This is a genomic window from Pseudomonas sp. SJZ079 (assembly GCF_007993865.1).
GTDB lineage: Bacteria > Pseudomonadota > Gammaproteobacteria > Pseudomonadales > Pseudomonadaceae > Aquipseudomonas.
On sequence record NZ_VIUH01000010.1, the window covers coordinates 26,762 to 50,746 of the forward strand.

Annotated in this window: 22 protein-coding genes, 1 pseudogene and 1 riboswitch; of the genes and pseudogenes, 16 read left to right on the top strand and 7 right to left on the bottom strand. The window is 61.2% G+C overall.

Going from position 1 to position 23,985, the window contains the following annotated elements:
• The first annotated feature begins 19 nt into the window (after positions 1-19).
• Complete coding sequence (locus tag FBY03_RS11185; protein WP_147172502.1) at positions 20-280, top strand: YkgJ family cysteine cluster protein; 261 nt, start codon at positions 20-22, stop codon at positions 278-280.
• A 153-nt stretch (positions 281-433) separates the two neighbouring features.
• Here the strand turns inward: FBY03_RS11185 and gltA are convergent, their stop codons facing one another.
• Complete coding sequence (gltA, locus tag FBY03_RS11190; RefSeq protein WP_147172417.1) at positions 434-1,708, bottom strand: citrate synthase; 1,275 nt, start codon at positions 1,706-1,708, stop codon at positions 434-436.
• A 361-nt stretch (positions 1,709-2,069) separates the two neighbouring features.
• On the opposite strand from gltA, the gene sdhC reads away from it, so the two are divergent.
• The 10 genes from sdhC to FBY03_RS11240 all read left to right on the top strand — a co-directional run bounded on the left by sdhC (position 2,070) and on the right by FBY03_RS11240 (position 14,715).
• A complete protein-coding gene (sdhC, locus tag FBY03_RS11195; RefSeq protein WP_025166397.1) occupies positions 2,070-2,444 on the top strand; it encodes a succinate dehydrogenase, cytochrome b556 subunit in 375 nt (124 codons plus the stop codon).
• Complete coding sequence (gene sdhD, locus FBY03_RS11200; RefSeq protein ID WP_025166396.1) at positions 2,438-2,806, top strand: succinate dehydrogenase, hydrophobic membrane anchor protein; 369 nt, start codon at positions 2,438-2,440, stop codon at positions 2,804-2,806. The genes sdhC and sdhD overlap by 7 nt, the downstream gene beginning before the upstream one ends.
• Positions 2,807-2,809: 3 nt before the next feature.
• Complete coding sequence (sdhA, locus tag FBY03_RS11205) at positions 2,810-4,582, top strand: succinate dehydrogenase flavoprotein subunit (protein ID WP_147172418.1); 1,773 nt, start codon at positions 2,810-2,812, stop codon at positions 4,580-4,582.
• Positions 4,583-4,593: 11 nt separating this feature from the next.
• Positions 4,594-5,298, top strand: coding sequence for a succinate dehydrogenase iron-sulfur subunit (locus FBY03_RS11210; RefSeq protein WP_147172419.1), 705 nt, complete (start codon positions 4,594-4,596; stop codon positions 5,296-5,298).
• Positions 5,299-5,545: 247 nt separating this feature from the next.
• A complete protein-coding gene (locus tag FBY03_RS11215) occupies positions 5,546-8,377 on the top strand; it encodes a 2-oxoglutarate dehydrogenase E1 component (protein WP_147172420.1) in 2,832 nt (943 codons plus the stop codon).
• Positions 8,378-8,443: 66 nt separating this feature from the next.
• Entirely contained in the window at positions 8,444-9,661 is a 1,218-nt protein-coding gene (gene odhB, locus FBY03_RS11220) for a 2-oxoglutarate dehydrogenase complex dihydrolipoyllysine-residue succinyltransferase (protein WP_147172421.1), read from the top strand.
• Positions 9,662-9,773: 112 nt separating this feature from the next.
• Positions 9,774-11,210 carry a dihydrolipoyl dehydrogenase gene (gene lpdA / locus FBY03_RS11225; protein ID WP_147172422.1) on the top strand — a complete coding sequence of 479 codons (1,437 nt, stop codon included), beginning with the start codon at positions 9,774-9,776 and terminating at the stop codon, positions 11,208-11,210.
• A gap of 219 nt (positions 11,211-11,429) precedes the next feature.
• Positions 11,430-12,596, top strand: coding sequence for an ADP-forming succinate--CoA ligase subunit beta (gene sucC / locus FBY03_RS11230; protein ID WP_147172423.1), 1,167 nt, complete (start codon positions 11,430-11,432; stop codon positions 12,594-12,596).
• Entirely contained in the window at positions 12,596-13,483 is an 888-nt protein-coding gene (gene sucD / locus FBY03_RS11235) for a succinate--CoA ligase subunit alpha (RefSeq protein WP_025166389.1), read from the top strand. The genes sucC and sucD overlap by 1 nt, the downstream gene beginning before the upstream one ends.
• Before the next feature lie 164 nt (positions 13,484-13,647).
• Positions 13,648-14,715 (top strand): ABC transporter substrate-binding protein, encoded by a 1,068-nt coding sequence (locus FBY03_RS11240; protein ID WP_147172503.1) that lies wholly within the window; start codon positions 13,648-13,650, stop codon positions 14,713-14,715.
• Between the two features lies 1 nt (position 14,716).
• Here the strand turns inward: FBY03_RS11240 and FBY03_RS11245 are convergent, their stop codons facing one another.
• Genes FBY03_RS11245 through FBY03_RS11255 form a run of 4 tightly spaced genes read right to left on the bottom strand, consistent with a single transcriptional unit; the run spans position 14,717 to position 16,057 of the window.
• Positions 14,717-14,938, bottom strand: coding sequence for a DUF2970 domain-containing protein (locus FBY03_RS11245; protein ID WP_147172424.1), 222 nt, complete (start codon positions 14,936-14,938; stop codon positions 14,717-14,719).
• Between the two features lie 16 nt (positions 14,939-14,954).
• A complete protein-coding gene (locus tag FBY03_RS11250; RefSeq protein ID WP_178090636.1) occupies positions 14,955-15,593 on the bottom strand; it encodes a sigma-70 family RNA polymerase sigma factor in 639 nt (212 codons plus the stop codon).
• A 23-nt stretch (positions 15,594-15,616) separates the two neighbouring features.
• Positions 15,617-15,790: a hypothetical protein gene (locus tag FBY03_RS22965; protein WP_156088614.1), complete on the bottom strand. Its 174-nt coding sequence runs from the start codon at positions 15,788-15,790 to the stop codon at positions 15,617-15,619.
• Positions 15,791-15,799: 9 nt separating this feature from the next.
• Entirely contained in the window at positions 15,800-16,057 is a 258-nt protein-coding gene (locus tag FBY03_RS11255) for a VOC family protein (protein ID WP_147172426.1), read from the bottom strand.
• Between the two features lie 184 nt (positions 16,058-16,241).
• Between FBY03_RS11255 and FBY03_RS11260 the strand changes: the two genes are divergently transcribed.
• The 4 genes from FBY03_RS11260 to FBY03_RS11275 all read left to right on the top strand — a co-directional run bounded on the left by FBY03_RS11260 (position 16,242) and on the right by FBY03_RS11275 (position 22,135).
• On the top strand, positions 16,242-16,742 hold the full coding sequence (locus FBY03_RS11260; protein WP_218570771.1) for a cytochrome C: 501 nt from the start codon (positions 16,242-16,244) through the stop codon (positions 16,740-16,742).
• A 77-nt stretch (positions 16,743-16,819) separates the two neighbouring features.
• Positions 16,820-16,956: riboswitch (cobalamin riboswitch) on the top strand.
• A gap of 121 nt (positions 16,957-17,077) precedes the next feature.
• Entirely contained in the window at positions 17,078-21,388 is a 4,311-nt protein-coding gene (locus tag FBY03_RS11265) for a cobaltochelatase subunit CobN (RefSeq protein ID WP_178090638.1), read from the top strand.
• Entirely contained in the window at positions 21,388-21,858 is a 471-nt protein-coding gene (locus FBY03_RS11270; RefSeq protein ID WP_256677915.1) for a MotA/TolQ/ExbB proton channel family protein, read from the top strand. The genes FBY03_RS11265 and FBY03_RS11270 overlap by 1 nt, the downstream gene beginning before the upstream one ends.
• Complete coding sequence (locus tag FBY03_RS11275) at positions 21,839-22,135, top strand: DUF2149 domain-containing protein (protein ID WP_147172428.1); 297 nt, start codon at positions 21,839-21,841, stop codon at positions 22,133-22,135. The genes FBY03_RS11270 and FBY03_RS11275 overlap by 20 nt, the downstream gene beginning before the upstream one ends.
• Before the next feature lie 448 nt (positions 22,136-22,583).
• Here FBY03_RS11275 and FBY03_RS23245 read toward each other — a convergent pair whose 3' ends face one another.
• The gene (locus tag FBY03_RS23245) at positions 22,584-23,213 is read right to left on the bottom strand and encodes an MATE family efflux transporter (protein ID WP_256677916.1); all 630 of its coding nucleotides are present in this window, start codon (positions 23,211-23,213) and stop codon (positions 22,584-22,586) included.
• Between the two features lie 232 nt (positions 23,214-23,445).
• Positions 23,446-23,850 (bottom strand): annotated as a pseudogene (locus FBY03_RS23250) (MATE family efflux transporter); the annotation flags it as partial.
• Between FBY03_RS23250 and FBY03_RS23255 the strand changes: the two are divergent.
• Positions 23,800-23,979, top strand: a complete 180-nt coding sequence (locus tag FBY03_RS23255; RefSeq protein ID WP_256677919.1) for a hypothetical protein — start codon at positions 23,800-23,802, stop codon at positions 23,977-23,979. The pseudogene FBY03_RS23250 and the gene FBY03_RS23255 overlap by 51 nt on opposite strands.
• Positions 23,980-23,985 lie beyond the last annotated feature (6 nt).

The window sequence follows — 23,985 nt, forward strand, 5'->3', positions numbered from 1 at the left end:
CTGTGGGGTCTTTATCGTCATGAACTGCCGTCCTGGTTGTGGTGCCTGTTGTATCGCGCCTTCGATCAGCTCCCCTATCCCCGGTATGCCGTTGGGCAAATTGGCGGGCGAACGTTGCGTGCAATTATCTGCCGAGAATCATTGTGCTTTGTTCGGCAAGCCAGAGCGCCCGGCTGTTTGCTCGGCGTTTTTGGCCGAACTGGATACCTGCGGTGCGAGCCGCGAGGAGGCGATCCAATTGCTGGGTTGGCTGGAGCAAAGTACCGCGTTGGCATGCTGAGTTTCTGCGATGCTGAGCTGGCATATCGGCTCTAAGCGTCTGGTGGTTGGGGTATTGGTCGCGAAGTGACGTTGAAGTTTTTATGGATGTAAAAAAGGCTGCCATTTGGCAGCCTTTTTTATCGCATTGACCAGTCTGGACGTAGCAGGGCGCTTATTTTTCCAGATCGCGTTGCGGGTAGCCGGTATACAGCTGGCGTGGACGGCCAATCTTGTAGGGGCTGGAGAGCATTTCTTTCCAGTGCGAAATCCAGCCGACGGTCCGTGCCAGGGCAAAGATCACGGTGAACATGCTGGTAGGAATGCCGATCGCCTTGAGAATGATGCCCGAGTAGAAGTCAACGTTCGGATACAGCGAGCGCTCGATGAAGTAAGGGTCGGTCAGGGCGATCTCTTCGAGACGCATGGCCAGTTCCAGTTGCGGATCGTTGGTGATGCCCAGTTCTTTCAGGACTTCATCGCAGGTCTGCTTCATCACGGTGGCGCGCGGATCACGGTTCTTGTACACGCGGTGGCCGAAGCCCATCAGCTTGAACGGGTCGTCCTTGTCCTTGGCCTTGGCGATAAAGGTATCGATGTTCGATACATCGCCGATCTCGTCGAGCATGCTCAATACGGCTTCGTTGGCGCCGCCGTGTGCAGGCCCCCACAGGGCAGCGATGCCTGCAGCGATGCAGGCGAACGGGTTGGCGCCACTGGAGCCGGCGAGGCGTACAGTGGAGGTCGACGCGTTCTGCTCATGGTCGGCGTGGAGAATGAAGATCTTGTCCATCGCGTTAGCCAACACCGGGCTGATCGGTTTGATCTCGCACGGGGTGTTGAACATCATATGCAGGAAGTTTTCCGCGTAATTCAGATCGTTGCGCGGGTACATCATCGGCTGGCCCATGGAGTACTTGTACGTCATGGCAGCGAGGGTCGGCATCTTGGCGATCAGGCGCATGGCCGAGACTTCGCGGTGATGCGGGTTATTGATGTCGAGAGAGTCGTGGTAGAAGGCAGAAAGCGCGCCGACTACGCCGCACATGATGGCCATCGGGTGGGCGTCGCGGCGGAAACCGTTGAAGAAGGTTTTCAGTTGCTCATGAACCATGGTGTGGTTCTTGATGGTGCTGACGAACTGGGCCTTCTGTTCTGCATTGGGCATTTCGCCGTTGAGCAGCAAATAGCAGGTTTCCAGGTAGTCCGATTTGTCGGCCAACTGCTCGATGGGGTAACCGCGGTGCAGAAGAATGCCCTGCTCGCCGTCGATATAGGTGATTTTCGACTCGCACGAAGCAGTGGACATAAAGCCAGGATCAAAAGTGAAACGGCCCGTGGCGGTTAGGCCCCGTACGTCGATTACATCGGGACCAACGGTGCCGGTTAAAACGGGCAGCTCGACGGGGGCTGCGCCCTCGATGATCAACTGCGCTTTTTTGTCAGCCATGTGTGGCCTCCTAGTTATGCTTGAAATCATCTGACAGCCCCCCACGCAGGGCCCGCATCACTATAGTGAGATAAATTCGAAAGTCAATTTACGAAAACCCAAGCAGCAGAAGGGTTTAAGCGTGTTTTTAGCGGAAAAAGGCCGCTATTTACGCCATTTATAGGGCGTGTGCAATCCACCATTAGGTCGAGGCCTTTGCATTGTCATTAGTAACCTAACTGTCTATACTCTGCGCCCGACCGCTAAGGGCTTTGAGCCCGCATTCTGGCGGTTGTCACTCCTTGGGTGATGGGTACCTGACCAGTGCACTTCCCGACAACTTTGCCCTGATAGTTAGGGGCTCTCAGTGTGATAAAAAGCCGTGAATAGCCAACGACCTGTAAACCTAGACCTTAGGACTATCAAACTCCCAGTCACCGCTTACACGTCCATTCTTCACCGCATTTCCGGTGTCATCCTCTTTGTTGGTATTGCCGTGCTGCTGTTCGGGCTCGACAAGTCGCTGGCGTCCGAGGAAGGCTTCGCTCAGGTGAAAGAATGTTTGACCAGCCCGCTGGCCAAATTCGTGATTTGGGGATTGCTGTCCGCTCTGCTGTACCACCTGGTGGCCGGTGTGCGCCACTTGATCATGGACATGGGCATCGGTGAGACGCTGGAAGGCGGCAAGCTGGGCTCGCAAATCGTTCTCGTCGTCGCGGCGATCGTGATCCTGCTACTGGGGGTGTGGATATGGTAACTAATGTCACGAACTTCTCGCGTTCGGGCCTCTATGACTGGATGGCGCAGCGGGTTTCAGCAGTCGTTCTCGCGGCTTATGTCCTGTTTCTGCTCGGTTTCGTAGTGATTAACCCAGGTATGGGTTATGCCGAGTGGCATGGTCTGTTCTCCAATAGCGCAATGCGTATCTTCAGTCTGCTGACATTGGTAGCGCTTAGCGTGCACGCCTGGGTTGGCATGTGGACGATTTCCACCGACTACCTGACGCCGATGGCGCTGGGTAAATGGGCCACTGTCGTGCGTTTTCTCTTTCAGGCCGCGTGTGGCATTGCCATGTTCGCGTTTTTTGCCTGGGGTGTGCAGATTCTTTGGGGTATCTGATTCATGACTAACATTCGTACTCTTTCTTATGACGCCATCATCATAGGTGGCGGCGGTGCAGGCATGCGTGCCGCGCTGCAACTGGCTCAAGGCGGCCACAAGACCGCAGTAGTCACCAAAGTGTTCCCGACGCGCTCGCACACAGTTTCAGCGCAAGGTGGTATCACCTGCGCCATCGCTTCGGCCGACCCGAACGACGATTGGCGCTGGCACATGTACGACACCGTCAAGGGTTCCGATTACATCGGTGACCAGGACGCTATCGAGTACATGTGTTCGGTTGGCCCGGAAGCGGTATTCGAGTTGGAGCACATGGGGCTGCCGTTCTCCCGCACCGAGCAGGGACGCATCTATCAGCGCCCGTTCGGTGGTCAGTCCAAGGACTTCGGTCGTGGCGGCCAGGCTGCTCGTACCTGCGCAGCGGCCGACCGTACCGGCCACGCGCTGCTGCACACCCTGTATCAAGCCAACCTGAAAGCCAATACCTCGTTCCTTAACGAGTGGTATGCGGTCGATCTGGTGAAGAACCAGGATGGCGTTATCGTTGGTGTCATCGCTATCTGCCTCGAGAGTGGCGAAACCGTTTATATCCGTGCCAAGGCCACAGTGCTGGCGACCGGCGGCGCTGGCCGTATCTATTCGTCCACGACCAATGCCCTGATCAATACTGGCGACGGCGTGGGCATGGCCCTGCGTGCCGGTGTGCCGGTACAAGACATCGAAATGTGGCAGTTCCACCCGACCGGTATTGCCGGTGCCGGTGTACTGGTCACCGAAGGTTGCCGCGGTGAAGGTGGTTACCTGATCAACAAGCATGGCGAGCGTTTCATGGAGCGCTATGCGCCGAACGCCAAAGACCTGGCCGGCCGCGACGTGGTTGCGCGCTCCATGGTCAAAGAGATCATCGCCGGTAACGGCTGTGGTCCCGACGGCGATCACGTGATGCTCAAGCTCGATCACCTCGGTGAAGACGTTCTGCATAGCCGCCTGCCAGGCATCTGCGAGCTGTCGAAGACCTTCGCTCATGTCGATCCTGTCGTTGCACCGGTTCCGGTCGTGCCGACCTGCCATTACATGATGGGCGGCGTTGCCACCAATATTCATGGTCAGGCGATTACCCAGGATGCCAACGGTAACGACAAGATCATTGACGGTCTGTTTGCCGTGGGTGAAGTGGCTTGCGTATCGGTGCACGGTGCCAACCGTCTGGGCGGCAACTCGCTGCTCGATCTGGTGGTATTCGGTCGCGCAGCGGGCCTGCACCTGGAAAAAGCGCTGAAAGAAGGTGTCGAGCACCGTGGTGCCTCCGAGACCGACATCGAGCAATCGCTTAATCGTCTGTCTGGTATCAACGAACGCAGCACCGGCGAAGATGTAGCGCCGTTGCGTAAAGAACTGCAGAGCTGCATGCAGAATTACTTCGGTGTATTCCGTACCGGCGAATACATGCAGAAGGGTATCAAGCAGTTGGCTGACCTGCGTGAGCGTATTGCGACTGTCAAGATTTCCGACAAGAGCCAGGCGTTCAACACCGCACGTATCGAAGCGCTTGAGCTGCAAAACCTGCTCGAAGTGGCCGAGGCGACTGCGATTGCGGCAGAGACTCGTACCGAATCCCGTGGTGCGCATGCCCGTGAAGATTTCGAAGAGCGTGATGACGAAAACTGGCTGTGCCACTCCTTGTACTTCCCGGGCGAGAAGCGCGTGACCAAGCGTGCCGTCAATTTTGCACCGAAGACAGTACCAGTGTTTGAACCCAAGATTCGGACTTACTAAGGGTGACGGATATGTTGCAAGTCAGTGTTTATCGTTACAACCCTGACCAGGACGCGGCGCCGTTCATGCAGGAGTTTCAGGTCAATACCGACGGCAAGGACATCATGGTCCTCGACGTGCTGGCCCTGATCAAGGAACAGGACGAGGGTTTCTCCTATCGTCGTTCCTGCCGTGAAGGCGTCTGTGGTTCCGACGGCATGAACATCAATGGCAAGAATGGTCTGGCCTGTATCACTCCGCTGTCGGCGGTGGTGAAGAACAACAAGCTGATTATTCGTCCTTTGCCGGGTCTGCCAGTTATTCGTGACCTGGTCGTCGATATGAGCATCTTCTACAAGCAGTACGAGAAGGTGCAGCCGTTCCTGCAAAACGATACCCCGGCGCCGGCGATTGAACGCCTGCAGACGCCGGAAGAGCGCGAGAAACTGGATGGGTTGTACGAGTGCATTCTGTGCGCCTGCTGCTCGACCAGCTGCCCGTCGTTCTGGTGGAACCCGGACAAGTTCCTCGGTCCAGCGGCACTGCTGCAAGCCTATCGTTTTCTGGCCGACAGTCGCGACACCAAGACCGATGAGCGTCTGGCCGCACTGGACGATCCGTTCAGTGTGTTCCGTTGCCGCGGCATCATGAACTGCGTGAATGTCTGCCCGAAGGGTCTCAACCCGACCAAGGCAATCGGTCACGTACGCAATATGTTGCTGCAAAGCGGTACCTGATTCATTTGCTGTACCCGTGACACCTGCGGCGCTGGAATCGCTTTTGGCGCCGTAGTTTTAGCTCGAACCGCAGCTCACAAAGCCGTGGTTCTTATTTGAAAAATATGACGACCAGCAGGGGCATCCGGGCTGGTGCCCGGACTATCTGCGGGATCCGTGGTGGCTTTACCGAAGTCGCTGCTTCAAGACTTCGGAAGCCCGCGCGGTTTCTACGCCGGTGGTGTCCCCTTACCGAGGGTGACCAAGCATGCAAGAAAGCGTGATGCAGCGCATGTGGGACAGTGCCCACCTATCCGGTGGTAACGCTGCCTATGTGGAAGAGCTCTATGAGCTTTACCTGCACGATCCCAACGCTGTGCCAGAAGAGTGGCGCACCTACTTTCAGAAGTTGCCGACTGACGGCAGCGCCGCTACTGATGTATCGCACTCCACGGTTCGCGATCATTTCGTGTTGCTGGCTAAAAACCAGCGCCGCGCCCAACCGGTATCTGCCGGCAGCGTGAGCAGTGAGCACGAAAAGAAGCAGGTCGAAGTCCTGCGGATGATCCAGGCTTATCGCATGCGCGGCCACCAGGCTGCCCAGCTCGATCCGCTCGGCCTCTGGCAACGTCCGGCTCCGGCCGATCTGTCGATCAACCACTATGGGTTGACTGACGCCGATCTGGATACCACGTTCCGCACCGGTGGCTTGTACATCGGCAAGGAAGAGGCGAGCCTGCGCGAAATTCATCAAGCGCTGCAACAGACCTACTGTCACACCATCGGTGCTGAATTCACCCATATCGTCGATTCCGAGCAGCGCAGCTGGTTTCAGCAGCGTTTGGAAAGCGTGCGCGGTCGTCCGCAGTTCTCTGCCGAAGTGCAGAGTCACCTGCTCGAGCGCCTGACCGCAGCGGAAGGGTTGGAAAAGTACCTGGGCACCAAGTACCCGGGTACCAAGCGTTTCGGTCTCGAGGGCGGCGAGAGCCTGATTCCGTTGCTCGATGAAGTGATCCAGCGCTCTGGCGCCTATGGCACCAAGGAAATCGTCATCGGCATGGCCCACCGCGGCCGTCTCAACGTACTGGTCAACACCTTCGGCAAGAACCCGCGCGACCTGTTCGACGAGTTCGAAGGCAAGAAGACCGAAGGCTTGTCTTCCGGTGACGTTAAATATCACCAGGGTTTCTCGTCCAACGTCATGACCGCTGGCGGCGAAGTGCACCTGGCGTTGGCGTTTAACCCGTCGCACCTGGAAATTGTTTCTCCGGTGGTCGAGGGCTCAGTGCGTGCCCGTCAGGACCGTCGCAGCGATGTGGTAGGTGAAAAAGTATTGCCGATTTCCATCCACGGCGATGCGGCGTTCGCCGGTCAGGGCGTGGTCATGGAAACCTTCCAGATGTCGCAGACCCGCGGTTACAAGACGGGCGGCACCATCCATATCGTGATCAACAACCAGGTGGGCTTCACCACCAGTCGTGCCGAGGACTCGCGTTCCACCGAGTACTGCACCGACGTGGCGAAAATGATCCAGGCGCCGATCTTCCATGTGAATGGCGATGATCCGGAAGCCGTGCTGTTTGTCACTCAGTTGGCCGTCGATTACCGCATGCAGTACAAGCGCGACGTGGTCATCGATCTGGTGTGCTACCGCCGCCGCGGTCACAACGAGGCCGATGAGCCGAGTGGTACCCAGCCGCTGATGTACCAGCAGATCAGCAAGCAGCGCACCACCCGTGAGCTGTATGCCGAAGTTTTGACCAACGCCGTCAGCCACTCCGTGGATGATGTGCAGTTCAAGATCGACGAATACCGCACCGCGCTGGATAACGGTCAGCACGTGGTCAAGAGCCTGGTCAAAGAGCCGAACAAGGAACTGTTCGTCGACTGGCGTCCGTACCTGGGCCATGCCTGGACTGCGCGCCACGACACGCGCTTCGATCTCAAGACCCTGCAGGATCTGTCCAACAAGCTGATGGAAGTGCCTGAGGGCTTCGTCGTGCAGCGCCAGGTGTCGAAGATTCTCGAAGACCGCCAGAAGATGAGCGCCGGGGCGCTGCCGATCAACTGGGGCTACGCCGAAACCATGGCCTATGCCACCTTGTTGTTCGAAGGCCATCCGATTCGCATCACAGGTCAAGACGTCGGTCGTGGCACCTTCTCGCACCGTCATGCGGCGCTGCACAATCAGAAGGACGGCGCTACCTATCTGCCGTTGCAGAACCTGTATGAGGGGCAGCCACGTTTCGATTTGTACGACTCTTTCCTCTCGGAAGAAGCCGTGTTGGCCTTCGAATACGGCTATGCCACCACCAAGCCCAACTCCCTGGTGATCTGGGAAGCCCAGTTTGGTGACTTCGCCAACGGTGCCCAGGTGGTGTTCGACCAGTTCATTTCCAGTGGCGAGCACAAGTGGGGCCGGCTCTGTGGCCTGACCATGCTGTTGCCGCATGGTTATGAAGGTCAGGGGCCTGAGCACTCCTCGGCCCGTCTGGAGCGTTACCTGCAACTGTGCGCCGAGCACAACATGCAGGTCTGCGTGCCGACCACGCCGGCACAGATCTACCACTTGTTGCGTCGCCAGGTGATTCGTCCGCTGCGTAAACCCTTGGTGGTGTTGACGCCCAAATCGTTGCTGCGCCACAAGATGGCCACTTCGACCTTGGAAGACCTGGCTGAAGGCTCGTTCCAGACCGTGATTCCTGAGGTCGACACTATCGACGCGAAGAAGGTTGATCGGCTGATTCTGTGCAGTGGCAAGGTCTACTACGACTTGCTGGAAAAACGTCGCAACGAAGGCCGTGAAGACATCGCGATCGTGCGTATCGAGCAGCTCTATCCGTTCCCGGAAGATGATCTGACCGAAGTCTTGGCGACCTACAAGAACCTCAAGCACATCGTCTGGTGCCAGGAAGAGCCAATGAACCAGGGCGCCTGGTACTGCAGCCAGCACCACATGCGTCGCGTCGCTACTGCGCACAAGAAGACTCTGTTCCTCGAGTACGCCGGTCGTGAAGCATCCGCGGCCCCCGCTTGTGGTTATGCATCGTTGCACGCCGAACAGCAGGCAAAACTGCTGCAAGACGCCTTTACTGTTTAACGCCTTCGCGCAAGAGGCGGCCTGAGCCGCCTCGTAGAAGAAACCGAATTTAAGGAACCTCACACAATGGCTATCGAGATCAAAGCCCCTACTTTCCCGGAATCGGTTGCCGACGGCACCGTTGCGACTTGGCACAAGAAGCCCGGGGATGCGGTTAAGCGTGACGAGCTGATCGTCGACATCGAAACCGACAAGGTGGTGATGGAAGTCTTGGCCGAAGCGGACGGCGTGCTCGCTGAGATCGTCAAGAACGAAGGCGATACCGTGCTCAGCGGTGAACTGTTGGGCAAGTTGACCGAAGGTGGTGCAGCCGCTGCACCTGCCGCGGCGGCCGCTCCGACAGCCGCATCGGCAGCTCCTGCCGCTGCCGGCGAGGATCAAATCCTTTCGCCCGCTGCGCGCAAGCTGGCGGAAGAAAATGGCATCGACCCGAACAGCATCGCCGGTTCGGGTAAGGGCGGGCGCGTGACCAAGGAAGATGTAGTCGCCGCCGTTGAGGCCAAGAAGAACGCTCCGGCTGCTGCGCCTGTCGCCAAGCCGGCTGCAAGCGCCACCGCCGCGCCGATGCTCGCCGCTGGCGACCGTGTCGAGAAGCGCGTGCCGATGACGCGGCTGCGGGCCAAGGTTGCCGAGCGTTTGGTTGAAGCTCAGTCGAACATGGCGATGCTGACCACCTTCAACGAAGTCGACATGACTGAAGTCATGGCGCTGCGTTCGAAGTACAAGGACCTGTTCGAGAAGTCCCACAACGGCGTGCGCCTGGGTTTCATGTCGTTCTTCGTCAAGGCCGCTACCGAGGCGCTGAAGCGATTCCCCGCAGTCAACGCTTCGATTGACGGCACCGACATCGTGTACCACGGCTATGCCGACATCGGTGTTGCCGTGTCCAGTGATCGCGGTCTGGTGGTTCCAGTTCTGCGTAACGCCGAGCTGATGAGTCTGGCTGAAATCGAAGGCGGCATCGCCACCTTCGGTAAGAAAGCCCGCGACGGCAAGCTGTCGATGGACGACATGACTGGCGGTACGTTCACCATCACCAACGGTGGTACATTCGGTTCGATGATGTCGACCCCGATCGTCAACCCGCCACAGGCGGCCATCCTGGGCATGCACAACATCCTGCAGCGTCCAATGGCGATCAACGGTCAGGTGGTTATCCGTCCGATGATGTACCTCGCACTGTCCTACGATCACCGTTTGATCGATGGCAAAGAAGCCGTGACCTTCCTGGTTACCATCAAGAACCTGCTGGAAGACCCGGCTCGTCTGCTGCTGGATATCTGATTTCGTAGGTGGGGCCGATCGGCGATGATCGGTCTTTCGCCGAAACCAACAGCTTCGTCCCACGACAGCCTCCATACGAGGCTGTCCGGTTTGATTCGAGAAGGAATGACACATGACCCAAAAATTCGACGTGGTAGTGATTGGCGCGGGCCCTGGTGGCTATGTAGCTGCCATTAAAGCGGCGCAACTCGGTCTTAAGACCGCGTGCATCGAGAAGTACCAGGACAAGCAGGGCAAGATTGCCCTTGGCGGTACTTGCCTGAACGTCGGTTGCATTCCGTCCAAGGCATTGCTGGACAGCTCCTGGAAGTATCACGAAGCCCAGGAAGGCTTTGCGATCCACGGTATTACCGCCAAAGGCGTAACCATGGATGTGCCGGCAATGGTCGGTCGCAAAGACACTATCGTGAAGAACCTGACCGGTGGCGTAAGCACGCTGTTCAAGGCCAATGGCGTCACATTGTTGGAAGGTCATGGCAAACTGCTGGCGGGTAAGCAGGTTGAAGTGACTGCCCTGGACGGCAGCACTCAGGTTATTGAAGCGGAAAACGTGATCATCGCGTCCGGCTCCAAGCCAATCGATATTCCGCCGGCTCCGGTTGATCAGGATGTGATCGTCGATTCGACTGGCGCCCTGGATTTCCAGAGCGTACCCAAGACCCTCGGTGTAATCGGTGCCGGTGTCATCGGTCTGGAGCTGGGTTCGGTTTGGTCGCGTCTGGGCGCTGAAGTCACCGTGATCGAAGCCCAGGACAAGTTCCTCCCGGCTGCCGACGACCAAATCGCCAAAGAAGCGCTGAAGACCCTCACCAAGCAAGGCTTGAAGATCCGTCTGGGCGCACGCCTGACCGGTTCCGAAGTGAAGAAGAAGCAGGTTGTTGTCAGCTTCACCGACGCCGAAGGCGAGCAGAAGATGACCTTCGACAAGCTGATCGTTGCGGTCGGCCGTCGTCCGGTGACCACCGACCTGCTGGCTGCCGACAGCGGCGTGGACATGGATGAGCGCGGTTTCATCTTCGTTAACGACCAGTGCGCCACCAGCGTGCCGGGCGTATACGCCATCGGTGACGTGGTGCGCGGCGCGATGCTCGCACACAAAGCCTCGGAAGAGGGCGTGATGGTTGCCGAGCGTATCGCCGGCCACAAAGCGCAGATGAACTACGACCTGATCCCCTCGGTGATCTACACCCACCCGGAAATCGCGTGGGTCGGTAAGACCGAACAGCAGCTCAAGGGCGAAGGCGTCGAAGTCAAGGTTGGTACCTTCCCATTCGCTGCCAGCGGTCGGGCCATGGCGGCCAACGACACCGGCGGTATGGTCAAGGTCATTGCCGATGCCAAGACCGACCGCGTACTGGGCGTTCATGTGATTGGCCCGAGCGCGGCAGAGTTGGTGCAGCAGGGTGCAATCGGTATGGAATTCGGCACCAGTGCTGAAGACCTGGGGATGATGGTGTTCTCCCATCCGACCCTGTCCGAAGCGCTGCACGAAGCGGCCTTGGCGGTCAATGGCGGTGCCATTCACATCGCCAACCGCAAGAAGCGCTGAGTAACAGGCTGTAAGTCGCTGTGTCGGCCTTTCACTCGACTGAGTGAGCGGCTGACGCAGAAGATTTTTGGATAACAAGAACCACGACGATCTGCCCGCGTCGAGTTTAGGCATACGCGCGGAACGTACGTCGGACTGCTCTCGAGAGCGGTCACAGGTGGTGCGGCACCACAAGTGCAGCATCGAATGCGCAATACCTAACGAAGACGGTAGACAAGCATGAATCTCCATGAGTATCAGGGTAAGCAGCTGTTCGCTGAATACGGCCTGCCCGTATCCAAGGGCTTCGCGGTAAACACCCCGGAAGAAGCCGCAGCAGCCTGCGACAAGATTGGTGGCACCGAATGGGTCGTTAAGGCCCAAGTACACGCCGGTGGTCGCGGTAAAGCGGGCGGCGTAAAGCTGGTCAAGAGCAAAGAAGACGCCAAGGCCTTCGCTGCCAACTGGCTGGGCAAGCGTCTGGTGACTTACCAGACTGACGCCAACGGTCAGCCGGTTAACCAGATCCTGGTTGAGTCCTGCACCGACATCGCCAAGGAACTGTACCTGGGTGCAGTAGTCGATCGCTCGAGCCGTCGCATCGTGTTCATGGCGTCCACCGAAGGTGGCGTGGACATCGAGAAGATCGCTCACGACACCCCTGAGAAAATCCTCAAAGCCACTATCGATCCGCTGGTCGGCGCACAGCCGTTCCAGGGGCGCGAACTGGCCTTCCAGTTGGGCCTGCAAGGCGATCAGATCAAGCAGTTCACCCACATCTTCGTTGGCTTGGCCAAACTGTTCCAGGACTACGACCTGGCGCTGCTGGAAGTGAACCCGCTGGTGATCAAGGCCGACGGCAACCTGCATTGCCTGGACGCCAAGATCAACATCGACAGCAACGCCATGTACCGTCAGCCGAAGCTGCGCGCCATGCACGATCCGTCCCAGGACGATCCGCGCGAAGCCCATGCTGCCAAGTTCGAACTGAACTACGTGGCACTGGAAGGCAACATCGGCTGCATGGTCAACGGTGCTGGCCTGGCCATGGGCACCATGGACATCGTCAACCTGCACGGCGGCAAGCCAGCCAACTTCCTCGACGTAGGTGGCGGCGCGACCAAAGAGCGCGTGACCGAAGCCTTCAAGATCATCCTGTCCGACAGCAACGTGGCTGCCGTACTGGTGAACATCTTCGGTGGCATCGTGCGTTGCGACATGATTGCCGAAGGCATCATCGGCGCAGTGAAAGAAGTCGGCGTGAAGATCCCGGTAGTCGTACGTCTGGAAGGCAACAACGCCGAACTGGGCGCCAAAGTACTGGCTGAAAGTGGCTTGAACATCATCGCGGCAACCAGCCTGACCGACGCTGCTCAGCAAGTCGTCAAAGCTGCGGAGGGCAAGTAATGAGCGTCCTGATCAATAAAGACACCAAAGTAATCTGCCAGGGCTTCACCGGCTCGCAGGGTACCTTCCACTCCGAACAAGCCATCGCCTATGGCACCAAGATGGTTGGCGGCGTGACTCCGGGCAAGGGTGGCACCACTCACCTGAACCTGCCGGTATTCAACACCGTGCGTGAAGCGGTCGAGCAAACTGGCGCTACCGCCAGCGTGATCTACGTACCGGCTCCGTTCTGCAAGGATTCCATCCTTGAAGCGGCCATGGGCGGCATCAAGCTGATCGTCTGCATCACCGAAGGCATCGCGACCATCGACATGCTCGAAGCCAAGGTCAAATGCGACGAACTGGGCGTGGTCCTGATCGGCCCGAACTGCCCAGGAGTGATCACGCCGGGCGAGTGCAAGATCGGCATCATGCCAGGTCACATTCACCTGCCAGGCAAAGTCGGCATCGTGTCGCGTTCCGGCACCCTGACCTATGAAGCCGTGAAGCAGACCACCGACGCCGGCTTCGGCCAGTCCACTTGCGTGGGCATCGGTGGCGACCCGATTCCGGGCTCCAACTTCATCGACATCCTCAAGCTGTTCCAGGAAGACCCGAAGACCGAAGCGATCGTGATGATCGGTGAGATCGGCGGTTCCGCTGAAGAAGAAGCTGCTGCCTACATCAAAGCTAACGTGACCAAGCCGGTGGTGTCCTACATCGCTGGTGTGACTGCTCCTCCGGGCAAGCGCATGGGTCACGCCGGCGCCATCATCTCCGGTGGTAAAGGTACTGCAGACGAGAAGTTCGCCGCTCTGCAGGACGCCGGTGTTAAAACCGTGCGTTCCCTGGCTGACATCGGCAAGGCCCTGGCCGAGCTGACCGGTTGGGAAGTCAAGAACGCCTAAGCGTTGCTGACGATGAAAAGGCCACCTTCGGGTGGCCTTTTTTGTGGGTTTGCCGAGCACCGGCAGTCAAGCGACGGGGCCGTCGCTTTATACTGAGCGCGCTTTTATAGGAGAGGCTCGTGTTCAGGTTTGCTGTCAGTGGTGTGTTTGCTGTGTGGTTCTCGATGCTGGCAGGTCTGGCGCAGGCAGCAGTTTCAAGTCCGGTCGGCGGAGTGCAGGAGCCTGCCTCTGTGGTGTTTCTCAATCCCGGCTATTCCAACGAGCCGTTCTGGGTCGGTTACACCGAGTTCATGCAAGCCGCCGCCGACGATCTCGGCATTCGGCTGCGGGTGGTCTACGGCGAGCGTGATCCGAAATTGCTGCTCAGCCGCGCGCGGGATGTGCTGGAGAGTCCCGAACCGCCGGACTATCTGGTATTCGTCAATGAAATGTACACGGCCCCTGAGTTGCTGCGCCTGTTTGCCGAGAGCCCAATCAAACTGTTCTCCCTGCACAGCACCCTGACGCCGGCGCAGCAGCGCATCGTCGGCGGTACCCGCGAGCGCTATCGCAACTGGATCGGTAGCCTGGTGCCGAATGATGAGGAGGCCGGTTATCTGATGGCCACGGCGCTGATCGACAAGTTGCATGGTCAGTCGGGGGCCATGCTGGCGTTTTCAGGGGTACGCAATACACCTTCGGCGACTTTGCGTGAGCAGGGCATGCAACGAGCTTTGGCGGAGCACCCGGAAATCAAGTTGCAGCAACTGATGTATGGCGAGTGGAGCCGGCAACGTGCCTATGAGCAGGCGCGGGTGCTGTTGCCGCGTTATGCCGATCTCAGTCTGGTGTGGTCGGCGAATGACGAGATGGCGTTCGGTGCCATGCGTGCCGCGCAAGAGTTGGGCCGCCAGCCAGGCAAGGATCTGCATTTTTCCGCGCTGAACAATTCCGAAGAGGTTTTCAACGCTCGGGTGGAAGGCCAATTGTGCGTGTTGGTCGGTGGCCATTTCACCCTGGGCGGTTGGGCCATGGTGTTGTTGCACGACTATCACGCCGGACAGGATTTCGCCGCACGGGGCGGTAAGGACCGTGTGGCGCCCTTGTTCCGCCTGATCGACGCGGAGCAGGCAAGCCGGCTGTCGAAGCGCTTGAAAGTACCCGGTTACGGGCTGGACTTCCGTCAGTACAGTGCGGTTTACCGGCCGGCAATCAAGGACTACCGCTTTTCCATCACAGCGTTGCTGCAGTGACTTAGATACCGGCGAAGTGCAGCACCAGCTTGACCACCGCGAAAAGAACCAACACGAATACCAGGGTAAACAGCAGGCCGAGGATGATGAAGTGGCTGGGCTTGCCGCGGCTGAAGTCGCGGCTACGGTTCTTGCCGCTCTGCACGCCTAAGGCGGCGGCCAGGACGCTCTGCAGCATTTCCCAGAGTGTCAGTGGTTTGTCGTCGTTTTTCCGTTCGTCCATAGGCACCTCCTGTGCATCAGCTTAGTGGCTTTGGCTGGTTTTGCCTGCGGCTGCTTCGGCAATCCGTCGGGGTTGCCGTGCCCGCAGCGCAGCTCGGCGCGCACTGCGCCACGGCCTGGGTGTCGTAGTCGAGAATCTGCCCGCTGTGCGACAGCTCGACGCGGCAGCAGGCGATGAGCTGTTCCTGCAGCAAGCGCCGGCCACGGCTGGCGCGGGTCTTCACCGCGGCGAGGGACAGACCCTGGGCCTGCGCCACCTCACGCAGCGGTTGGCCCTCGAACTCGGCGGCCAGCAGGGTCTCGCGGTACAGCGCTGGCAGCCGCTCGGCCAGCGGCCGCAGGCAGTGAGACAGCTCGATACGCAGGGCTTCGCTCTCGTCATTAGGGACTTCGGCCAGATCCTCTGGCAGCGCCTCGGTCGGACGTTTGCGCCGGTGGTGGTCGATAGCCGCATTGCGGGCCACCGCATACAGCCAGGCACTCGGATGTTTCGGCGCAGGCGCCTGCGCGCGTTCTGCGAGCAAGGCCTTGAGAATCACGTCATGCAGCAGGTCTTCGGCGGTCTGGGTGTCGCCAGTGTGCCGCCGCAGGAAGGCCAGCAAGGCTATGCGCAGTTCTGGGTAGATGGCCGCGATGCCTGGGTTTTCTGGGCTCAACGAGGGGCTCCTCGATATGGCCATTAAATGTCGCGCTTATCGGCGGGGGCGCAACAGGCACCCAGCGCCAGCTCGCGCGGGCTACGTTTGACCCCGTGAATGGGGGCCTCGCCGTGGCTGGTAAAGATATCCCAGGCGATGCCCAGCGGATCGTGCAACCAGCCTTTTTCGGACTGGGCATAGCAACAGCTTGTCACCGCCTCATCCTATACCGTCACGTTAGCGCGTTTGAGGGCATAGGTCATGGCCCTGAGTTCCTTCCGCGACTCGGTCTGCAGCCCCAGGTGATCCAACCCGGCGCCATGGCCGAGCTGCGACAGGGCGAAGTTCAGCTTTGGATCATCGAGCAACCATTTGGCGTAGTCGCTGCGCTGCAGGCTCGGCGGGCTGCCGAACAGCGCGCTGTAGAAGCCCACGGCTTGTTCTAGGTTCGGTACGGACAGGTGGACATGAACGCGTTTCATGGCGAGTTCCTACGCAATGGTTGGCCGACGAGCCGGCCGCTTTTCGATAAGACGCAGGCGTTCGGAAAAGGTGGCAAGGTCACTTTGCTTGCCACCTTTTTCGGGGAGTTGCGTCTTTCTGCTAACGGCCACCCATGGCCGGGCGCGCACGACTAGCGCGGTGAACTGAAGAAGAGGGCAGGAGATGAAGCAGCGGTTCGATTACCAACGGTTGGGCAAGGGGCTAGGTGCGCTGCTGCTGGCCAGCAGCCTGGGCATGGGGCGAGTACAGGCCGAAGACGCCGCGACGACGGATATCGCGCGGGGTCGCTACCTGGTGCAAGCCAGTGCTTGCAATGACTGCCACACCCCGGGCTACCCGGAAGCTGCCGGGAGGGTCGATGAACAGTTGTGGCTCACCGGCAGCGACCTGGGTTGGCGCGGGCCGTGGGGCACCACCTATCCGTCCAACCTCCGGCTGGTGGTGCAGCGCCTCGATGAGGCGCAGTGGCTGACCCATGCGCGCAACCAATGGCGTCCGCCGATGCCCTGGTTCAACCTGCGCGACATGAGCAATGCCGACCTCACCGCGATCTATCGCTACCTCCGCCATCTGGGTCCACAAGGGGCGCCGGCGCCGGCCTATGTAGCCCCGAATCAGGAGCCGCGCGGGCCCTATGTGCTATTTCCGATTGCGCTGGAATAAAAGCCGTATGCCCAGGCGCGCATGCTTGCTCTCGTCCCACCCGCCGCGTATGGTTGCGCCCGACTCGGCCGGCAGGCCGGGTCGATGGAGACTGAGGTGCCCGAAGCATTCGGGGTAAATGGGAAGTTCAGTGCAAGCTGACGCTGCCCCCGCAACGGTAGGGTCGATGAACCATCGACCGAGCCCGACACCAGCCCAATCTCCTCAAGGCAAGTCGCGGTGGGCGATTTCCCGGTCGGAAGCTTTGCTGTCCTGATACCCCCAGCCCTGATGCTGCGGCGTCAGGGCTCCGTCCGTATTGCATGCCCACTGGTTTTTTATCCATTGGAGTGGGCATGACACCTCTTATTCGCCGTCTCGGTCTGGCCCTGTTGCTGGGGTGCACCGCTCCCTGGGCGGGCGCCGCGCAGATCAACGCCGCCAAGCAGATCAACGCCATAGTCTCGCAATACAGCGCGGCCGAGTTCGCCAGCGCCGTGGCGCAGTTCAAGCAACTGAATCCCGAGTGGCGGGTCAGTGCGCGCACTCCGCAGCAACTCGGCAACCTCGGCGATCCTGAGCTGCGCCAGTGGCTGGATGAAAGTCAGCTGCTGCTCGGCGTCGGCCTGTTCGGCGCCGAGGCCGAACGCCTGACGCCGCTGCTGGCTCAAGCCACTCCGGCGGAACTGCTGCTGATGCACAGCGAGCATGGCCTGGTGCAGCTCAGTCGCAGCCAGGGTCGTCGGTTGTTCAGCTCACGCGAGCAGGCCGAGCAGCTGGGCCGCGCCAAACCAGAAGGTGAGCTGGCCGCCTGGGACGCCCAACAGCAGGCGAATTACCCGCAGCAGGCGCCGTGGATCGCCGCGCGCAGTTACTGGCAGGCCGGCGGTATCGACAATATCAGCGGCCTGCTCGGCTGGTTGGCGGCGCGTCAGGACGCTTCGGTCAAGGTACCATCGGTGCAGCCGCGTCCGGCCTTGCGCTTCTACCAGAATGGCGCGGTGCGTCCCGCCGCGGCGCTGCAACTGGCCGGCGCTGGCCTGGTGGCGTTGATCGACCATGGCCGCGCCGACCGTGCCGGCGATCGCGAGTTGAACGATCAGCTGTGCCAGCGTCTGCAAAGCCGTGGCTTGGCCTGTGTCAGCCTGTTCGCCGACTGGGGACCGGGTTCGGTCGAGGCGCTGCGCTGGTTGAAAGAGGCGCAGCACCCACCGCTGGTGGCCATCGTCGCGCTGCAGGATTTCGTCATCGGTGGCGGAGAGGGGCGTGAGCAGGTCACCGCGCACCTCGAACAACTGAATGTGCCGGTGCTCAAGGGGCTGCGCCTGGATGATCGCGACGAAACCGGCTGGCAGCTGTCCAGCGATGGACTGGCGCGCGACAAGGTGCATTACCAGCTGGCCATGCCCGAGCTGCAGGGCAGCAGTCAGGCGACGGTGCTGGCTGCCTGGCAGGATCAGCAGATCGACCCCCTGTCCGGGATTCGCTTCGGCCTGAGTACGCCTCTGGCGGGCCAGCTTGATAGGTTCACCGCGCGCATCGACAAGTGGCACGCCTTGCAGCGCAAGGCCAATGCCGACAAGCGCCTGGCCGTCATCTATTACAACCACCCGCCGGGCCGGCACAACATCGGCGCGGACAACCTGGATGTGCCGCAGTCGCTGTTCGAGATACTCCAGCGGCTCAAGGCCGAGGGCTACGACACCGGCGAGTTACCCGAGTCGCCGACGGCGCTGCTCGACCTGCTGCAGGCGCGCGGGGTCAACCTGCCGGAGCAGGGCGATGCCTTGGCGGCCATGGCGCAGAAGGTGCAGACCTTGAGTGCCGAGGCCTACCGCCAGTGGTTCAAGACCCTGCCGCAGGCGTTGCAGGCGGAGATGGTGCAGGGCCCGCTGGGCTACTGGCATGCGCAGTTGCGTCGCGCGCTTGAGGGCGGCCGGCTGCAGATCGCCGCCGGTATTCTCAAGAATGGCTCCGGTGAATTGCACCATGTACTGGATGGCGTGGTGCACCCGGCGCGACAGCGTGCGCTGGACCTGCTGGCCCAGCTCGAAAGCCTCTACCGCGCCGCGCTCGAGGCACCGGCGCAAGCCGACTGGGCCGAGGCCGAACAACTGATTCAGGCGCTGGCCGCCACCGGCATCGAGGGCCTGCGCGGCTGGGGCGAGGCGCCGGGTTATGTGATGGTGCAGAACGACCGGTTATTGCTGCCGGGCATCCAGTTCGGCAAGGTGTTCGTCGGCCCGCAGCCGCCGCGCGGCTGGGAAATCGATCAGGAACTGCTGCACGCCAACCTGGTATTCCCACCGCCGCATCAGTACTTGGCGCTCTACCACTGGCTGCGCGACGACTTCAAGGCCGATGCGCTGATCCACCTCGGCCGTCATTCCACCTACGAGTTCCTGCCACGTCGACGTGCCGGCTTGAGCGACGAGGATTACTCGATGCAGATAGTCGGTGACCTGCCGAGTATCTACCCCTACATAGTCGACGGTGTGGGCGAGGGCATCCAGGCCAAGCGGCGCGGCATGGCGGTGATGATCGACCACCTGACCCCGCCGCTAGTGGCCACCCCGCTGTACGACGACCTGCTCAAGCTGCGTCAGCTGGTGGAGAGTTTCGAGGCCGGTGCCGGTCAGGGCGAAGGTCCGGCGCGGCGCGCCACCATTGCCGAGATCAAGCGCCTGGTCGGCAGTTCCGGGCTGGAGGCGGAACTGCGCGAGTCCATGGCCGAGCCGCTGCAGGCGCGTGGCATCGACTTCGAGCAGGCCGACGACGACCTGCTGGTACACGAGGTTGGCCACTACCTGACCAACATCCAGGAGCGCTTCATGCCCATGGGCCTGCACGTGTTCGGCAAGCCCTGGACGAGCGAGGCGGTGGACACTCTGATGCAGTCCATGGGTAGCGACAAGGCGGCGTTTCGTCAGGCACTGGTGGATTCGCCCGCCGCCGAGATGACTGCGCTGCTCAATGCCCTCAACGGTGGTTTCGTCGCGCCGGGCAAGGGTAACGATCCGATTCGCACCCCCGAGGCGCTGCCCACCGGGCGCAACTTCCATGCCCTGGACAGCAGCCTGCTGCCCAGTCGCATCGGCTATGGCATCGGCCGGCAGATGGCCGAGCAGGCGCGCGCCCGTGAGATGCCCGCCGATGGCCGCGAGGCGGTGATTCTCTGGGCCTCGGATACGGTGCGCGACGAGGGCGCGATGATCGCCTTCGGCCTCGACCTGCTCGGCGTCGAACCGCAGTGGAACAGTCGCGGCATAGTCGAAGGCATCCAGTTGCGCGCACTGAACGAGGGCGAGCAACGCCGCGACCTGGTCTTCACCACCTCGGGACTGTTTCGCGACCTGTATGCCGATCAACTGGCGTTGCTGGAACGGGCGGTGTTGCTGAGCCTGAATGCCTCCAGTGCACGCATTCGACGTGACTACCCGGCCCTGCGTCCGGCCCTGGCGGCGGCCCTGGCGCCGCTGCAGGATCAGGCCGCGGCGGGCGATGAAACGCTGACGCGCAACCGGGTCGCCGCGCACTGGGTGGAAGATGCCGCGCGGCAACTGAAGGCTGGCCTGAGCGCCAGCGAGGCCGGGCAACTGGCCTCGCTGCGGTTGTTCGGCGTGGCGCCGGGGGCCTACGGTGCCGGGATCAATAGCCTGGTCGAGCGCTCCGGCAGCTGGCAGCAGCGCGGCGAACTGGCCGACGCCTACGTGCGGCGTATGGGCCATGCCTATGGCCTGCAGCATCAGGGCGAGGCGGCCCAGGCGGTGTTCGCCGCCAACCTCAAACAGGTCACGCGGACCTACCTGGGGCGCTCCAGCAATCTCTATGGCTTGCTGGATAACAACGACGCCTTCGACTACCTGGGCGGTCTAAGCCTGGCGGTGGAGCAGCTGTCCGGCAAGACCCCGGAGAGCTTCGTCAGCTGGCACAACGACCCAACCAAGGTGCGCCTTGAGCCTTTGCAGCAGGCGTTGCTGGCCGAGTTGCGCGGGCGCTTTCTCAACCCTGCGTGGATCAAGGCGCTGATGCAGCACGACTATGCCGGCGCACGCACCATGGGCAGCGAGTTCCTCGAATACCTCTGGGGCTGGCAGGTGACCAATCCTGAAATCATCACCGAGCAAGCCTGGGAAGACGTCAAGGCGGTGTACATCGACGACCGCTATGAGCTGGAACTGGATCAGTTCCTCGAACAGGGGCACAACGTGCATGTAAAGAGCAACATGCTCGCGGTGATGCTGGTGGCGATCCAGAAAGACTTCTGGCAGGCCGACGCGGCCACGGTGCAGCAACTCGGCGAACAGTTCGCCCGCCTGGTGATCGAACATGGCTTGCCAGGCAGCGGGCACACCCGCCCCGACCACCCGATGCTGCAGTGGTTGCTGCCCCAGTTACCGGCCGAGTTGCGCGCGGGGCTGGCGCAACGCATGCAGGCCGCGCAACTGCCGCCACAGCGCGCCGCCGTGCCGAGCAGCGTCAGCGAGATTCAGGCCACCGAGCAGCCCGCAGCCGCTGAGCAGGATGCCGGGCAGGCGGACGAACACAGCGCGCAGGGCGGACAAGCAGTGGCCGAACACCTGTGGCTGGGCTTGCTCGCACTGGCCCTGTTGCTCGGTTTGGGGATGTGGCGCGGGCGCGGAGCGCAATTGGCGAAAGGAGCCTGATGATGTTGGATAGCGAGATTTTCACCTGGGTCCACCAACTGGTCGGCTGGCTGCTGCAGCCGGTGACCCTGGCTTTGTTGCTGCTGGTGGCCGTGACCGTGTGGGACATCGGCGTGGCCTGTGGCGAGTGCCTGGGCGGGCTGCGTCGCTGGCGGACCCTGCCACAGGAGCAGGTCGAACGACGGGCGCGCAAGCGTCTGGAACGTTGCGATCTGATCGCCCGACTGGGGCCGATTCTCGGCCTGATGGGTACCCTGATCCCGCTCGGGCCGGGCTTGGCGGCACTGGGCGACGGCGACATCCAGGTGCTCAGCGTGGCCATGCGCGTAGCCTTCGATGCCACGGTGCTGGGGCTGCTCGGCGGCATGGGCGGCTTCGTCCTCGGGCGCCTGCGTCGGCGTTGGTACGACGAGCTGTTGGATAGCATGCAGCGCGAGCAGGAGGTCGGCGATGAGTCGTTGGCGATCTAGCCGTTTCGACGAGGTGGATAGCGATCCACTCAGCTCGCTGGCCAACCTGGTCGACCTGATGCTGGTGTTCGCCTGCGGCCTGCTGGTGGCGCTGGCGGCGGAGACCGATGTGCTGCAGCAATTGCAGACACCAAAACAGCCGCAGAGCGTCGAGCGCGGCCGCGAGTTGCCGCGCCTGCCGGACAGCTTGCAAGGGCAGGGCGGCGAGGGTCTGGAGAGCGTCGGCCAGGTCTACCGTGACCCGCAGACCGGCAAGTTGATCCTGATCGGCGATTGATTGGCGGCCGCCAGGCGGTATGTTTGAGCACCGCTGCTGGGTTACGCCGCTGCGCGACTAACGCCAGCCTACAACAGCTATCCATAGCCTGGATGCAATCCGGGGCCGGCTACCAACTGTTCGACGATTCCCTGGATTTCATCGAGGCTACGCTCTGATCGGTGATTGATCAGCGGCCGATCAGGAGAAATGTTCGAGCACCATTGCTGGGTTACGCCGCTACGCGGCTAACGTCAGCCTACAACAGACATCCGTAGCCCGGATGCAATCCGGGGCTCACTCTCAGCTATCCGACTGAGCTCCTGGATTTCATCCAGGCTACGCTCTGATCGGTGATTGATCGGCGGCCGTCAGGTGGAATGTATGAGCACCATTGCTGGGTTACGCCGCTGCGCGGCTAACACCAGCCTACGCGCGATGACGCCGCTGGTAGATTACGGTTAGCCGGTTACAGCTGAATTCGCGTCCAGTCGCGGCGTTGCCACATCACGGCAAAGATAGCCGAGGCCAGACCGCGCTGGAGTATCTGCAGGCTCCAGATCGCCAGGAGACCATAGCCCAGCACCGGGCCGAGCAGGTAGGCCAGGGGCAGGAAGAATAGCCACTGGTTGCCCAGGCTGACGGCCATTACCGTGCGGTTGGCGCCTGCCCCGAGCAGGGCCTGGGTCAGTACCAGCGCGGTGGCGTCTATGACCATGCCCAGGCCCGTCAGGCGCAGTGGCCAGCTACCGAGTTCGATCAGCGCCGGGTCGCTGACGAACAGCCGCAGGATCAGTTCGGGAACCAGCCAGAACGGTGCGCCCAGCAGCGCCAGGCCGATGGCCGCGACCTTGACCACCTCCCAGCCCCAGCGGTGGGCGCTGTCGAAGTCCTCGGCGCCCAGGCTCTGGCTGACCAGCGTGGTGGCGGCCATACCCAGGCCGATGGCCGGCAGAATCAGGAACAACGCCAGGTTGATCAGCACGTGGGCCACCGCCAGCTCGGCGGTGCCGACCCGGCCGATGATCCAGAACAGCGCGGTGATCCCGGTGGCGAAGAAGAACTGCTGCACGGAGTTGGGCAGCGACAGGCGCAGCATGCGGCTGACTTCGCCCGCGGCTCGGCCAGCGGCTGAGGAAGCCTTGATGGTTGGCGCTGCGCCAAGTCTGTACGGCATAGATCGCTGAGCCGAGGTACAGCGCCAGGGTGGTGCCCAGACCGGAGCCGGGCGCGCCCATGCGTGGCAGGCCGAACAGGCCATGGATCAGCGAGTAGCTAATCAACACGTTGGCCACATGCATGATCACCAAGGTGCGCATATACACCCCGGAGCGATGGCTGCCGTTCCAGTAGCCGCGAAAGGCGAAGTTCACCCCCACCGCGAATACCGCCAGCACCCGCCACTCGAAATACTCACCGCCGATCTGCCGCACCGCCGCGTCAGTGGTGAGCAGCGCGATGATCGGCTGGGCGAAGCTCCAACACAGCAGCATCAGCGGCAGGGCCAGGCAGAGGGCGATCAATAGCCCGGCATTCAGCGGCGCGGCGATTTCATCCGCACGGCCCTCGCCACGTCGGCGCGCGACCAGCGCCTGGACCCCGGCGCCGAGGCCCATGACCAGGGCGATGGCCATGAAATTGGCGTAGCTACCGATGCCCACGCCGGCCAGGGAGGTTTCGCCAAGATGACCGACCATGGCGGCGTCGACCAGGTTGAGCAGGCTCTGACTGAGCATGCCGCCGATGATCGGCAGGCCGAGGCTGAGGATCTGTTTGAGGCGTTGACGCTCGATCATGCGGGTTCGCTGTTGGCGAAAAAAAAATCCGGCGGGCACAGCTCAGCACCGGAGAGGTCGGCATCTTAACCCAGA

What these genes read in the sequence shown, in the direction of transcription:
- FBY03_RS11185 (WP_147172502.1), top strand. Translation starts at nt 20, where the DNA reads ATGAACTGCCGTCCTGGTTGTGGTGCCTGTTGTATCGCGCCTTCGATC.
- gltA (WP_147172417.1), bottom strand. Translation starts at nt 1,708, where the DNA reads ATGGCTGACAAAAAAGCGCAGTTGATCATCGAGGGCGCAGCCCCCGTC.
- sdhD (WP_025166396.1), top strand. Translation starts at nt 2,438, where the DNA reads ATGGTAACTAATGTCACGAACTTCTCGCGTTCGGGCCTCTATGACTGG.
- sdhA (WP_147172418.1), top strand. Translation starts at nt 2,810, where the DNA reads ATGACTAACATTCGTACTCTTTCTTATGACGCCATCATCATAGGTGGC.
- FBY03_RS11210 (WP_147172419.1), top strand. Translation starts at nt 4,594, where the DNA reads ATGTTGCAAGTCAGTGTTTATCGTTACAACCCTGACCAGGACGCGGCG.
- FBY03_RS11215 (WP_147172420.1), top strand. Translation starts at nt 5,546, where the DNA reads ATGCAAGAAAGCGTGATGCAGCGCATGTGGGACAGTGCCCACCTATCC.
- odhB (WP_147172421.1), top strand. Translation starts at nt 8,444, where the DNA reads ATGGCTATCGAGATCAAAGCCCCTACTTTCCCGGAATCGGTTGCCGAC.
- lpdA (WP_147172422.1), top strand. Translation starts at nt 9,774, where the DNA reads ATGACCCAAAAATTCGACGTGGTAGTGATTGGCGCGGGCCCTGGTGGC.
- sucC (WP_147172423.1), top strand. Translation starts at nt 11,430, where the DNA reads ATGAATCTCCATGAGTATCAGGGTAAGCAGCTGTTCGCTGAATACGGC.
- sucD (WP_025166389.1), top strand. Translation starts at nt 12,596, where the DNA reads ATGAGCGTCCTGATCAATAAAGACACCAAAGTAATCTGCCAGGGCTTC.
- FBY03_RS11240 (WP_147172503.1), top strand. Translation starts at nt 13,648, where the DNA reads ATGCTGGCAGGTCTGGCGCAGGCAGCAGTTTCAAGTCCGGTCGGCGGA.
- FBY03_RS11245 (WP_147172424.1), bottom strand. Translation starts at nt 14,938, where the DNA reads ATGGACGAACGGAAAAACGACGACAAACCACTGACACTCTGGGAAATG.
- FBY03_RS11255 (WP_147172426.1), bottom strand. Translation starts at nt 16,057, where the DNA reads ATGAAACGCGTTCATGTCCACCTGTCCGTACCGAACCTAGAACAAGCC.
- FBY03_RS11260 (WP_218570771.1), top strand. Translation starts at nt 16,242, where the DNA reads ATGAAGCAGCGGTTCGATTACCAACGGTTGGGCAAGGGGCTAGGTGCG.
- FBY03_RS11265 (WP_178090638.1), top strand. Translation starts at nt 17,078, where the DNA reads ATGACACCTCTTATTCGCCGTCTCGGTCTGGCCCTGTTGCTGGGGTGC.
- FBY03_RS11270 (WP_256677915.1), top strand. Translation starts at nt 21,388, where the DNA reads ATGATGTTGGATAGCGAGATTTTCACCTGGGTCCACCAACTGGTCGGC.
- FBY03_RS11275 (WP_147172428.1), top strand. Translation starts at nt 21,839, where the DNA reads ATGAGTCGTTGGCGATCTAGCCGTTTCGACGAGGTGGATAGCGATCCA.
- FBY03_RS23245 (WP_256677916.1), bottom strand. Translation starts at nt 23,213, where the DNA reads ATGCTGCGCCTGTCGCTGCCCAACTCCGTGCAGCAGTTCTTCTTCGCC.
- FBY03_RS23255 (WP_256677919.1), top strand. Translation starts at nt 23,800, where the DNA reads ATGACCGACCATGGCGGCGTCGACCAGGTTGAGCAGGCTCTGACTGAG.